The organism is Gemmatimonadota bacterium (genome assembly GCA_021295815.1).
GTDB lineage: Bacteria > Gemmatimonadota > Gemmatimonadetes > Longimicrobiales > Gaopeijiaceae > JAGWBQ01.
In genome coordinates, this window is the sequence record JAGWBQ010000012.1 from 1 (window position 1) to 12,930 (window position 12,930).

Annotated in this window: 10 protein-coding genes and 1 pseudogene; 4 read left to right on the forward strand and 7 right to left on the reverse strand. The window is 65.3% G+C overall.

The genetic code is table 11. From position 1 onward, the window contains the following. The 3 genes from J4G12_06365 to J4G12_06375 all read left to right on the forward strand — a co-directional run. The coding region (locus tag J4G12_06365) for a hypothetical protein (protein ID MCE2455433.1) at positions 1-191 on the forward strand (191 nt) is incomplete at its 5' end. Continuing rightward, entirely contained in the window at positions 184-1,113 is a 930-nt protein-coding gene (locus tag J4G12_06370; GenBank protein MCE2455434.1) for an ABC transporter permease, read from the forward strand. The genes J4G12_06365 and J4G12_06370, both read left to right, overlap by 8 nt. Before the next feature lie 178 nt (positions 1,114-1,291). Then, entirely contained in the window at positions 1,292-3,976 is a 2,685-nt protein-coding gene (locus tag J4G12_06375) for a PIG-L family deacetylase (GenBank protein ID MCE2455435.1), read from the forward strand. 116 nt (positions 3,977-4,092) lie between these two features. On the opposite strand, the pseudogene J4G12_06380 reads toward J4G12_06375, so the two are convergent. From J4G12_06380 to J4G12_06410, 7 genes and pseudogenes are all read right to left on the reverse strand, one after another. Next, a pseudogene (locus J4G12_06380) lies at positions 4,093-5,743 on the reverse strand (sodium:solute symporter). A gap of 21 nt (positions 5,744-5,764) precedes the next feature. After that, positions 5,765-5,926, reverse strand: coding sequence for a hypothetical protein (locus tag J4G12_06385; GenBank protein ID MCE2455436.1), 162 nt, complete (start codon positions 5,924-5,926; stop codon positions 5,765-5,767). After that, on the reverse strand, positions 5,910-6,599 hold the full coding sequence (locus J4G12_06390) for a hypothetical protein (GenBank protein ID MCE2455437.1): 690 nt from the start codon (positions 6,597-6,599) through the stop codon (positions 5,910-5,912). Before J4G12_06390 ends, J4G12_06385 begins: the two co-directional genes overlap by 17 nt. A gap of 14 nt (positions 6,600-6,613) precedes the next feature. Further along, entirely contained in the window at positions 6,614-7,327 is a 714-nt protein-coding gene (locus J4G12_06395; protein ID MCE2455438.1) for a DUF2911 domain-containing protein, read from the reverse strand. A 126-nt stretch (positions 7,328-7,453) separates the two neighbouring features. After that, the gene (locus tag J4G12_06400) at positions 7,454-8,722 is read right to left on the reverse strand and encodes a hypothetical protein (protein ID MCE2455439.1); all 1,269 of its coding nucleotides are present in this window, start codon (positions 8,720-8,722) and stop codon (positions 7,454-7,456) included. Positions 8,723-8,769: 47 nt separating this feature from the next. Continuing rightward, positions 8,770-9,882, reverse strand: a complete 1,113-nt coding sequence (locus J4G12_06405) for a hypothetical protein (protein ID MCE2455440.1) — start codon at positions 9,880-9,882, stop codon at positions 8,770-8,772. Between the two features lie 154 nt (positions 9,883-10,036). After that, a complete protein-coding gene (locus J4G12_06410; protein MCE2455441.1) occupies positions 10,037-10,966 on the reverse strand; it encodes a HupE/UreJ family protein in 930 nt (309 codons plus the stop codon). Between J4G12_06410 and J4G12_06415 the strand changes: the two genes are divergently transcribed. After that, on the forward strand, positions 10,895-12,781 hold the full coding sequence (locus J4G12_06415) for a threonine ammonia-lyase (GenBank protein ID MCE2455442.1): 1,887 nt from the start codon (positions 10,895-10,897) through the stop codon (positions 12,779-12,781). The genes J4G12_06410 and J4G12_06415 overlap by 72 nt on opposite strands. Positions 12,782-12,930 lie beyond the last annotated feature (149 nt).

Below are 12,930 nucleotides of genomic sequence, written 5' to 3' on the forward strand. Positions count from 1 at the left end.
GGGTCTCGGTCGTGGTCGCGACAGTGATCCTCGCTACGCTGGCCGGCAAGGTGGCGAGCCGCAAGTTGGAAGATCGCGCTACGGCGGAGAGCAGTAGCGGGTCAGAGTCGCACCCGCGTGGCCGTTCCTCCGGCGCGGACTCCGCCGCAGAAAACTCCACCGACCCGGAGTCGGGGGGCGGCCATGGGTGAACCTGTCGCGGTCGCATTCCTGGAAGCCGCCGTTCGCCTCGGGACCCCTCTCGCACTCGCGGCCCTGGGTGAACTCATGACCGAGAGGAGCGGCGTGCTGAACCTCGGAATCGAGGGATCGCTCATTGCGGGAGCGTTGGGGGCCGCCTTCGGAGCCCTGTGGAGCGGCGATGCGACGACGGGCATCGTGATGGGCGCCGTTGCCGGATTCGCAGTGGCTGCGCTGTTCGCCGGATTCACCATCGGTCTGGGAACCGACCAGGTGATTACCGGAACCGCTGTCTCGATCGGGGCCATCGGGCTGACCGGGGTTCTCTACCAGGCGGCCTTCGGCGTGACCGGCACCGCTCTGACCCTGCCCACGTTGGGCGATGTCGACCTGCCCCTGGTATCGCAAATTCCGGTCATCGGCCCGGTCGTCTTCAACGCGACGCCCACCGCCTATCTCTCCTGGCTGCTTGCCCCGCTTATCTGGTGGTTTCTCTTCCGCACCACCGCCGGGCTGCGGCTGCGCGCCGCCGGAGAGGACCCCGACGCGGCCGCGGCCTTGGGGGTCAGGGTCCTGCGCACCCGTTTCTGGGCGACCTGCTTCGGCGGATTGCTCGCCGGCACTGCGGGAGCTCATCTCGCGCTGGCCCACGCCGGCACCTTCGCCGAGAACATGAGCGCAGGTCGAGGCTTCATCGCGATCGCCGTGGTCGTGCTCGGGATGTGGAGTCCTTTCACCGTTCTAGCGGCGGCGCTCTTCTTCGGGGCGGCGTCTGCGCTACAATTCCAAGGGCAGGCCCTTGGTCTGGGGATCCCTCATCAGGTCTTCCTCGCTCTGCCTTACTTGCTGACTCTGCTCGCGCTCGGGACTCGCTTCGGGCGCGCCAAGGCACCTGCAGCACTGGCCGCCCCTTGGCCCGAACGGAGGCCCTGACATGCCGTCCTCCACAATCTTCGATCCTGGAAAACCCCCTCCATCCTTGGAAAACTCTCCCGGCATTCGTTGGGCGCCGCGACCCTGCAAGCGTTCCACCGGACAGGCTGGCTGGCGCCGCGGTGCATGGCTTGCCGCCCTCGCCGTCCTGACGGCCACGCCTTCCAGGGCCCAGCACGTGGAGTTTCCTCCCTACCGGGTGCCGCTCCCGGCCTTCGAGGACGCGACGGGTGGAACGGGTGTCGTCGCCACCGGCCTTCTCCTGCGCCGGTTGGAGGGCGTTAAGCGGGTTCTCATGGTCGGCGCACATCCCGACGACGAATCGACGACCCTTCTCACCGTTCTGGCTCGCTCTCTCGGTGCGCAGACCGCCTACCTCTCCCTCACACGGGGTGATGGCGGCCAGAATCTGATCGGGCCCGAGCTTTGGGAAGGGCTGGGAGTCATCCGAACCGGAGAGTTGGAGGCGGCGCGGCGGATCGACGGGGGCGAGCAGTTCTTCACCCGGGCGTTCGACTTCGGGTTTTCGAAGAGTGCGGAGGAAACCCTGTCCGTATGGCCGCAGGAGCAGGTGCTGGCCGACATGCTGGCCGTGATCCGCGATTTCCGGCCGCAGGTGGTGATTTCGGTCTGGAGCGGCACGCCTTCCGACGGACACGGACACCATCAGGCTGCGGGTCAGTTGGCACTCGAAGCCTTTCGGGAACGTGGTTCCGGCGTCGATCCAAGAACCGGGCTCGTTTGGCCGGTATGGTCGGCCTCGAAGTTCTATCTCTCCGAACGACGACGATTTTTCAGCACCGATGCAGACGTGGACGAGGGTGTGCGAGAGGTCGTCACCTTCCCTGCGGGCGATATCGACCCGCTGCTGGGGCGTTCTCCGGCCCAGATTTCCGGAGCCAGCCGGTCGCGCCACCGTTCGCAGAACATGGGAACGGCCCAACCCCTGGGACCTCGTTCGGCCGGCACGGTCTTCGTGGAAGGAACCGTGGAAGCCGGTGACGGGCTCTTCGCCGGGATCGACACCACGCTGGCGGGAGTGATAGCGGGTCTTGCGGAGGAAGATCGGGAAGAGGCCTTCGGTCATCTCGACGAGTACCTGTCTGCGGTGGCCGACGCCCGTCACTTTTTCGGCGTCGACCTCGACGCGACCGCAAGCCATCTGCTGGCCGCGATCAGCTCGATGCGAAGGCTGGAGACGCTCGGCTACCGGTGCCGTCTTTCGGCCGAAAGCCTCCGGGAAGGGTGCCCTCCTAGCACAAACCGTAATTTTCTGGCGACCGTCAGGGACAAGCTCTCGCTGACCACTCGGGCGTACATGGCGGCAGCCGGAATCGTCGTGGACGTCAGGGCTTCGAGCCCCCTGCTGGTTCCGGGTTCGTCGGTTCAGGTGACGGTCACTCTCTGGAACGGAAGTGAAAAGGCTCTCGATGGAGTGACGGCCCCGCTGAACCTCCCTCCGAACTGGGGGACGGTCCTTTCGGTCGAGGGGGGAATTGTCGAAGGAAGAGTCCCCCCCGGCGGGCTCGCGTTCTTCACCTGGACCGTTCGGCTGCCGGATTCCGCCGAACCGTCGCGGGTTTACTATCTGCGAGAGCCCCGCGGGACCGGGAGCTATAGCTGGGAGGATTCGACAAGTCGGAATCCACCGGGAAAACCCAGAAACCGGGCGCCGGTCGACGGGTTCGTGACCTTCACCCCTGAGGGCTCCGGCGTCCCTGTTCACGTGAGCCGACCCTGGCGGTACGTGGGCGTGGACAGGGCGCGGGGTGAGTTCGCCAAGCCCGTGCTGGTGGTTCCGGGGATCACCGTGGCGGTGAGCCCGGACGCCCTGGTGTGGCCGCAGACCAGGGACGGTGTCGCGCAGCTTTCCGTTGTTGTCGCCACCGAGAACGAGGACGGTGCGAGTGGGGAGGTCGAGATGATTCCGCCTCAGGGTTGGAACGTGTCTCCGCGCATCCGTGAATTCGATTTGGCAGCCGCCGGATCCCGACGCTCGCAAAGCTTCGAGCTCAGGCCGACCAGTGAGCCCGCCGTCGGGCGTCATACCCTGGAGGTGGTGGCGAGGAGCGACGGTCGGGAATACCGGGAAACTCTCGATCTCATCGACTACGAGCACATCGAACGCACCCCCCTGTACGCACGGTCGGACGTCTCCCTGAGCGTGATCCCGGTCGAGGTCGATCCCGGTCTGCGGGTGGGATACGTCATGGGCAGCGGTGATTCCGGCCCCGAAGCGATTCGTCAACTGGGCGTCGAGGTCGAGGTACTCGACGGCGAGCAGATTCTCACAGGAGATTTCGCTCGTTTCGACGCCATCGTGCTGGGGGTGCGCGCCTACGAGACCCGGGAGGAGGTCCGTTCGGCGAACGCGCAGCTCTTGGATTACGCTCGCAGCGGCGGCACCGTGATCAATCAGTACAACCAGTACCGCTTCTCGGGAGGCGGGTTCGCTCCCTACCGCCTTTTCATCGACCGACCTGCAGCCCGAGTCTCGGACGAGAGCGCTCCGGTGACCTTGATCGAGCCCGATGCACCGATCTTCACCACGCCGAACCGAATCACCCAGGCCGACTTCGACGGCTGGGTTCAGGAGCGAGGGCTATACTTCGCAAGCGAGTGGGGTGACGAGTTCACGCCGGTGATCGAGCTGAACGACCCCGGTGAGCCGGCCCGCCGAGGTGCGCTGCTCGTGGCTGCGGTGGGGGAGGGCGTCTACGTGTACGCCGCGCTGTCGTTCTTCAGGCAATGGTCGGAGCGGGTGCCGGGAGCCTACCGCCTCTTCGCAAACCTGATCTCGCTAGACGGATACGAATGGGAGGAATTTCGTGGCAGGCTGCGGAGAAAATCTCACGAGCGGTGAAGCGCCGCACGATAGTGAACGAGCAGTACCGTTGTTCGCCCGAAGAGCAACACCGAACGCAGAGTCGATCGGCGATGTAGCGCCAAAGCCGGTCGGAGCAGCAGCGCCTGGGGCTCTCAGCTCGTTCGCCGTGCTCCCGGCCACAGGGCGCTGATCGCCATCCCGACCGCGACCACGGTCACTGCTCCGATGACGTTGTGCCAGAGGAAGGCTATGTCGGGCCAGTATTCGCTGATCGCTCCGACGGTCCCCATCCCGGCCAGCAGACCTACGAAGGCGCCGATCGGGCCCGCCCGCGGGATCATCGCCAGCAGGAAGACGCCCAGTATGGAGCCGTAGAAGAACGACCCGAAGCGATTCACCACCTCGATCAGCGACCCTAGAGATACGGCGTAGAGGGCCACGACCCCGGCGAACACGCACCAAAGTCCGGTGGCCCAGCGCGACATCTTCAGATAATGGGAGTCCTCGGCTTCCGGCTTGACCCAGCGACGGTAGAAGTCGATTACGCTCGTGGTGGCCAGGGCGTTCAGCTCGGCGGCTATGCTCGACATCGCCGCCGCCAGCACCCCTGCGGGGCAGTTCGTTGAGCACGAAGTGCGGCATGATGTAGTTCACGTCGAGTGGGTTTTCGCCGGTAACATCTTCGGCCAGAGCCAAGGCCGTGTCGCGAACCGCCCTGACCGCCGCCTCGCTCTCCACAAAGGTCGCTGCCGCAGCCTCGGCATCGGCTTCGGTAGCTTCGGCCAGAGCTCGAGCGGCAGCAGCTCTCGCCTCCCATGCCTCGGTGTAGATACCGTCGAGCTCCTGGTAGCTCTCGCCCCGCTCCGCCACCACGGCGGCTTCGTGCGCCGGATTGTAGAGCAGGGGCGGTTTGGCGAATTGGTAGTAGACGAAGACGAGCACCCCCACCAGGAGGATGAGAGCTTGGAGCGGAATCTTCCAGTAGGCGCTCACCATGAGCGAGCTCCGAGCCTCGTCGACCGACTTGGCGGTCAGGTAGCGCTGAACCTGCGACTGATCGGTACCGAAGTAGCTCATCATCAGGAAGGTTCCGCCGATGAGTCCAGCCCAAACCGTGTATCGCTCGTCGAGCCGGAAGGAAAAGTCGAACGCCTGCATGTGACCCGTCGCACCGGCGACGCGCAATGCTTCGTCGGGCGGAACCGGCATCTCGAGCAGAAGCACGACCGCTACCGCTACCATGGACGCCACGATGAGGACCATTTGCTTGACGTCGGCGTACGCGATCGCCTGCACGCCTCCCGCCATCGTGTAGAGAGCCGTCGGTACCACGACCAGCCCCACCGCCCAAGTCAGCGGGATGTTGAAGATGGCGCTGAGAACGACGGCCGGCGCGGCGATTATCACGCCTGCGGACATTCCCCGGGAGAGCAGGAAGAGCAGAGCGGTGAACGAGCGCGTGCGGGCGTCGAAGCGCCGCTCCAGGAACTCGTAGGCCGTGTAGACCCCGGAACGGTGCAGGAAGGGCACCAGGGTCACGCCGAGGATGACCATCGCTAGCGGCAGGCCGAAATAGAACTGGACGAAGCGGATGCCTTCCGTGGCCCCCTGGCCGGGAGTGCCGATCATCGTGATGGCCGAGAGCTGAGTGGCCATGACCGAGAGTCCGACCACCCACCAGTTGAGTCCCTTGTTCGCGAGCAGGTAGCCTCGCACCGAGTCGGTATCCTTGGAGCGCCGAATCCCGTCGATCACCACGTAGCCGAGATAGGCTACGACGATGACCCAGTTGATCCAGTGCAAGAAGGGCTCCCGGGGCTGGTGTCAGCCGTGGTAGCGGTTCTGCAGGAGGACGAGAAGGAAGAGCGCTATGGCCTGGATGGTCAGGACCCGCACGAGCGGACCGGTGAAGCTCCGGCCTGCTCCATCCTCGCCCGCAGGTTCGTCGATCACCTCTCGCGCAGCGCCGTCATCGCCGACTGCCACCGCGATCCGCCGTCTCAACGATCAACCTGGTCACGGTGATCGTCTCGGCCTGTGAACACCCACCATTTTCTCCAACGAACCTGCCTTCGACGACCACGGCGTCTCCGGCATGCGGAGCCCTAAGGATGGGAGCGCCGTCGGGACCTGTGGGCGGGGGTGCGGAATCGAGCGACAACGTGTAGAAGTAGCCGTCGGCGTCGCGGACCATCAGGCAGTCCTCGCCTTCGTCGGTGACCTCCGCCGTCCGGCGGATGAGACCGAGCTCGTTGGTGACGTGGAAGGGGTCGGAGAGGCCGGTGGGTACGAAGTTGCCGTTGAAGATGATAACGACCAGTGCGCGATCCCACGTGGCGTAGTCGGGCACGGTCAAGGTTCCCCCTACCTCGCCCCACTCCTGCTGCTGCGCCTCGCCCAGCGCCTCGAATCCGGAACCGACGGCTCCCATGCCGAGCACGACCCGGCCTTGGAAGGGAAGGTTCTCCGTGTAGATCGAAATCTCGGTGCCGGGCGGCCCGCTCCTGGGCTCCATCGACTGGATGCGCCGGGCGGAGTCCGGCGTAGCCGGGTTCCGGTGGGCCTGTGCGCTCAGCTCGTCAGTGCACGCGGGCGCGGCGGTCCAGATCCGGAGCGCCGCGAAGACGACGAACGAGACCGTGAGGCACCGCGCCGACATGCGAGAAGCGTGTCCTATCCGGCCGGATGCACGTGCATTTTGACCCTCGTGTCCTCCCAGGACATCACCAGGTCGCCCATGGCGCGCTCGTTCTCCCAGGGCTCGAACGTGAAGGTCATGGTCTCGACCATCTCTTCGGTCTCCTCGGGCGTGGCCATGAAGGATCCTACGTCGCCGGCCATGACTTCCTCGTTGATCGGGATCCCCCAACGCTCGTGCATCGAGTTGAAGGTTATCTCCCAATCGCCGTCCGACATGGGCGTGGCGTATACCGAATAGCTTCCGGCATCAAGAGCGACGCCTCCGATACTGGCGGGTCCCGTAAGGTGGATCGCGGTAGCTTCGTTCGCGCCCAACCTCCAAGGCTCTCCGTACGCCACCACCTCGCCGAACGCCATGCGGCCCCGTGCGGACGGGGCTCCGTAGCAGATGGTGCCCATGCCTCCGTCGAACTCGAAGGACGTGGACATAAGCGGGCTGGCTCGTCCCTCCAGCTCCGCCCCCTCGCGAATCCAACAGGGCTCGTCGATCATGGACGCCATCTCCATCTCGCCCATCTCCATCTCCATCTCCATCTCCATCTCGTCCATCTCCATCTCCATCTCGCCCATCTCCATGGACTCGTCGTTCATGGCATCGTCGGCATCGTCACCGGAACCGCCAGGGCAGGCGAGCAAGAACGGGACCGTGATCAGGAGAGCGGCGTAGTTCCGAAACATCTTCTTCATGCTTGTTCCTCTTGTCGAGAACGGGTAGGGTCGGCGAAGCCGCGACCGCAGGTCATGCGGCCGGCTCCGATCTGAAATAATGCACTCACATGCGACGCGAGTCAAATTCGGAAGGCAGAACCTTCCTCAGCCTCCGATCTCGCCGCTGGGCCAGGGAGCGCCCTGATCCCCTGCGGGAACCTCTCCGACTCCGCGGAAGATGAACTTCTGCACCCGCTTGCCTTCGTAGGTCTCGGTGGTGTAGATGTTGCCCTGCGAATCGGTGGCGATGGAGTGTACGGCGAAGAAAAGACCGGGCTGGCGGCCGCCGTCTCCGAAGCTGGTCAGCACTTCCAGAGAAATGCGGTCCATCACGTAGACCTTCATGTTCTTGCCGTCGGCGACGTACATGTACGTCTGTTCGGGGTCGCGTGAGAAGGCGATATCCCAAGTGGAGCCGTCGCCCAGGGTTCTGGGGGCGATGCGCACCTCGTCCACGTATTCGCCCTCCTTGTTGAAGACCTGGATCCGGTCGTTGGGTCGGTCGCAGACGTACACGAATCCGTCGTCGCTGGGTTCCGCGCAGTGGACCGGCGACCGGAATTGCTGGATCAAGGGAGCGTCAGGGTCGTAGGGGCCGGTGTTCTCGTCGCTGGGTTCGTTGCCGTAGGCGCCCCAGAACCTCTTCATCTCGCCGGTGGCCATGTCGATAACCGCGACGCGCTTGTTACGGTAGCCGTCCGCGACGTACGCCTCGCCGGCTGCCGCGTCAAAGGAGATCTTGGCGGGCCGACCGAAGTGGTCGGCGGCGGTGCTTCCCAGATCGGTACCCGGGATTCCGTACTCCGCCAGGAAGGTGCCGTCCTTGGCGAATTTGAGCACGTGGCCGTCGCCGGGACCGTTTCCGCCGATCCAGACGTTGTCCATAGGGTCGATGCTGATGCCGTGGTTCGACGCCGGCCAGGTGTAGTCTTCGCCCTCGCCGCCCCAGGAGTCGATGAGCGCTCCCTCCGGCGAGAAGACGAGTACGTAAGGTGCGGGAAGACAGCATTCCCCGGTCGGTGGATCGGAGGCGGCGCCGATCTCGGTGCGCTCGTTCAGCGGGGCCTGCCGGTGGATGACGTAGACGTTGTCCTGGGAGTCGATGCCGACGCCGACCACGGATCCCATGACCCAGTGGTTGGGGAGCGGCTGCGGCCAGAAGGGATCGACTTCGAACCTGGGCGCCTCCACGGTCTGCGTACGATCAGCCGCGACGCCTTCTTCCGTGCCGCAGGCCGACACGCCGATCATGGTCACGGCGGCGAGCACACCGATCACGGTGCAGATTTTCCGCTTCCTGCTATTGGGCGTGGTCGCCGCGATGATGCATAACACAGCGGCGACGGCCATTCCCGATGCGATGAGATAGTTCATGCGTTCAGTACCTTTTCGGTGGTTCGTCGTTGGCTCCCGGCGCGGGTTCAGCCGGTCTTCCTGTATTTCCTGAGCATGCGCGGCCCCACCTCGGCGGCATATACGTCGCCGTTGGCGTCGGTGGCCACGCCTTCTCCGCCGCTCGTGGGTGAGCTGTCCTGGTCTTCGACGGGATCCGCAATGAAGTCGGTAACCCAGCCGTCCGCCGCGCTTCCGATGTAGATGCCCCGCCGCCATCCCGGGTTCCTAGCCGCATTGGACTCGGAGTCGGTTGCGAAAAGCACGTCGGCGTCGTCGATGTAGAGCCCGCTCGGCCTTCCGAACTGCGTCCAGGTGTGGAGGTGGTTCCCGTCCTGGTCGAAGATCTGGATGCGGCTGTTGCCGCGATCACCGACGAAGAGCCTGCCCTGCGAGTCCATGGCGAGGGCGTGAGGGTCGCGGAACTCACCGTTCTCGCCGCCGGTTTGGCCCCAGGCGGTGATGAAGTCGCCTTGCGCGTCTAACTTCACGATCCGGTTGTTTCCGCCGGCGTTGTGGCCGTCCGCGACGAAGATGCTTCCGTCGGGAGAGACCAGAACGTCGGAGGGCATGCGGAAGTGGGTCTCGTCCTCGCCCGGGACGCCTTTTTCGCCCAGCACCATCAGGACCTCGCCTGCGGGGCTGAACTTGACCACGATGTGCCCCCAGCCTTCGGGCTGCTCTCCGAAACCGACCGCATCGGTCATCCAAACGTTGCCCTCGGCGTCAACGAAAATTCCGTGCGGCCAGAGGATCAGCCCTGCCCCGAAGCTCGTCATGAGCGATCCTTCGAGGTCGAAGCGCAGGACGGGATCCAGGTCCGAGTCGGCGCAGGTGTTGGCCCCGCAGCGCTCGCCCACCCACATGGAGCGACCATCGGGAGCTGGGAAGACCGCGCTGGTGGCACCCCAATCGCGTCCTTCGGGCAGCGGCGCCCAGACTCCCTCGACCGCCCGGTAGGTCGAACCTTCCTCCAAGGCAGGCGGAGCGGCGCACCCCGAGAGCGCGGTCAGGAGCAGGAGCACGCTCGGTGCTGCGAGCGCCGACCTGTTGCAAGGAGGGTGGACGTCGAGCGTGTGTACGGGCCTGACCTGCGGTGCGGGCCTGACCTGCGATAGGGGAGGGGACTGCGGTGCTGGCATGGCTGCGGATCGAAAGGTGGCCCGGTAGCGGAACCAGGCGATGTCGTTACGGGCGGAAGGAAAAGGTACGGCAGCTCGGAGAAGAATGCCAGAGCGGTTCGGGCAGCCGTTCCGGGTTGGGCCGTGATTGACGTGGTAGTTCCGTCGTCGGCCCTCAGCGATCCTCGGGCCGGTTCGTGGACGACGGGACCGTCGGCGATTCGTGTTCGGATCCCAGGATCCGTAGCCGTCGGAACGCCAGTTGCAGGGCGAAGGCTGCCGCCGCCGAGAGAACGATCAGGAGCAGCCAGCGGGTCATCAGGTCACCCCCGTCGCCACCGGTCGGCGCGGAGTAGTCGACCCTGAGAAGGGTCTCGCCCCGGTCGAGCATCCAGTGCCAGCCGGTGTGCGCGAGGGCTGCCGATATGATGATCGCTCCGCCGACCGCGGGCACGATGCGGAAGAGAAGCGCGAGCGTCGGCACCAGCACGAGCAGGACCGCGATCTGGCCCAGCTCCACCCCCACGTTGAACGCCAGCAGCGAGGTGAAGAGGTGCGATCCCGCGAACTGGAGCGACTCGGAGAGGGCGAACGAGAACCCGAATCCGTGCACCAGTCCGAAGCCGAAGGCCATGAGCCAGCGCCGCCGCGACCTCGTCCCCAGAATGTTCTCGAAGGCCATGAAGACGATCGAGAGAGCGATGAGCGTCTCGATCAGCACCGGGAACCAAAGCGCTTCGGGAACCAGCCCGAAGGCGGAGGCGACCAGGGTGATGGAGTGCGCGGCCGTGAAGGAGGTCACCACCGAGATCAGCGGAAGCGCCCTTCGAACCGGGAGCACGAGGCAGAGGAGGAAGAGAAGATGATCGATTCCGTCGAGGATGTGAAAAAAACCGGAGAGGGTGAACACACCTGCCGCTTCCCACCAGTGCGGGTCGAGGCGGACCGGACCCGGGTCGCCCTTGTAGCTGAAGGGCCGGACCGAGCCGTCGGGCAGAATGAAGCGCAGCACTGTCTGCGTGCGCAGGGCCAGATGCGCGAGGCGGGCGTCCAGAGTGAGCCGGGCCTCCTGGCGGGCCGGCGCTTCGAAGAGGATGTCGAGCATGGCCTGGGCCGGCGGCAGTTCGGCCTGTTCGTCGAGCGGGGGGCCGAGCACCTGCCGGTATGCTCTTTCGAAGGTCGTGAAGGCTCGGTCTCCGGGCGCGGAGATGCGGGTCGCCACCAGACTCAAGCCGGGCACCGGGTCCCCGTCCTCGTAAAGAGTGAGGTAGGGCGCGATCCACTGACGCGCGGCATCTTCGGCCAGCGACGCGGCCTCCGAGAGCTCGAGATAGCCGGGCTCTCGGGTCGGAAATTCGTAGTCGCGCATCGCCGCGAGGGGCACCCTGGCAAGCACGCGCACTCTGCCTTCGCCGTGGGTTACGAAGGCCTGGACAGTTACGTCGGCCGGTATCTCGTGCGCTTCCGGCCACGCAGGGAGGAGGAGAACCATGGCAACAACCGACGCTGCGGTCAGCCGACCCCGGCCGCCGGTTCGCGTCCGTCCGGTCACCGGTTCACGCTCTTTTCGTATTGCGAATGCACATCATCCGAATCCCGGTGCGTCCGATTAATTTCCCGAGAGCCTCCCTTCCAAGATTCAGGAGCCCGTCTTGATCCGCAACCGACCCCGCTACCGCCGCCGCTCGATGGAGGGCTGTCGGTGAACGCGCTTCGTTTCGAAGATGTCGTCCGCGCCGGCCGGCGCATCCGCGATGGCGTGGTCACGACGGAATGTTCGCGCTCGCTCGGGTTCCCGGAGGCGGATTTCGGTCGCGTCCGCTTCAAGACCGAATTCAGGCAACGCACAGGCTCGTTCAAGGACCGAGGAGCCCTTAACAGGCTTCTCCTTCTCGATCCGAACGAACGCCGGGTCGGAGTGGTCGCAGCCAGCGCAGGGAACCACGCGCAGGCCCTAGCCCACCATGCGGCTCTGCTGGGGATCCCGTGTACCATCGTGATGCCCGAAGGCGCTCCGCTCATCAAGGTCACCCGGACTCGCGCCTACGGGGCTCGCGTCATCCAAACCGGCGAGACCCTGACCGACGGCCTGGCGAGCGTGAAGAGGCTCGTGGATCGGGAAGGGCTGACGCAGATTCCCGCCTTCGACGATCTTCGGGTCATGGCGGGCCAAGGGACGATGGCGCTCGAGATCCTGGACCAGACGCCCGACACCGACACCGTCATCGTACCTGTGGGCGGCGGAGGCATGATCTCGGGAGTCGCCACGGTCGTGAAGACCTTGAAGCCGGAGGCCCGCGTCATCGGAGTGGAGGCGGCCGCGTCGCCAGGCGCAGTCGCTTCCCTCGCAGCCGGGAAACCCGTCCACCTGGAGAGCTCCGACACTCTCGCCGACGGTATCGCCGTGAAGCGCATCGGCGATCTGAGCTTCCCGATCATTCGGGATCTCGTTGACGAGATGGTCGTGGTCGACGAGGAGGAGATCGTACGCGCCATCTTCTTTCTGATGGAGTCGGAAAAGATGGTGGTCGAGGGTGGCGGCGCGGTCGGGGTGGCGGCGCTACTGACCGGCAAGGTACGCCCCAAACCGGAAGACGACACCGTGGTCGTGCTCTCGGGCGGAAACATCGACATGAACGTGGCTTCCAAGATCATCGACCGCGGTCTCTGGGCCGACGGACGACTTACGCGACTGGCGGTGGTGGTGCGCGACCGCCCCGGCTACCTCCACGAGGTGACCGCCGTGGTGGCCATCGCGGGCGCCAACGTGCTTCACATCGAGCACACCCGCACCTTCGGAGACATCACGGTCGGGCATGTGAGCGTCGAAATGGAGATCGAGACGCGCGGACGGGCTCACGTGGCCGAGATTCTGAAGGAGATCAAGGCCTTGGGCCACAGGGTGCGCGAGGTGGCGTGAAACATCGCTCACGGCCCACGCGGCGCATTGGGAGCCTTCGTGGTTAGGAGACCAACGGCCTCTCCACCGACCTCCGGCGGTAGCCGAAGTCTTCCGCGCTGGGCTAGTGTTACGCTCAAGCTCGCTCTGAGCTTTGCGGTCGGGTGGTT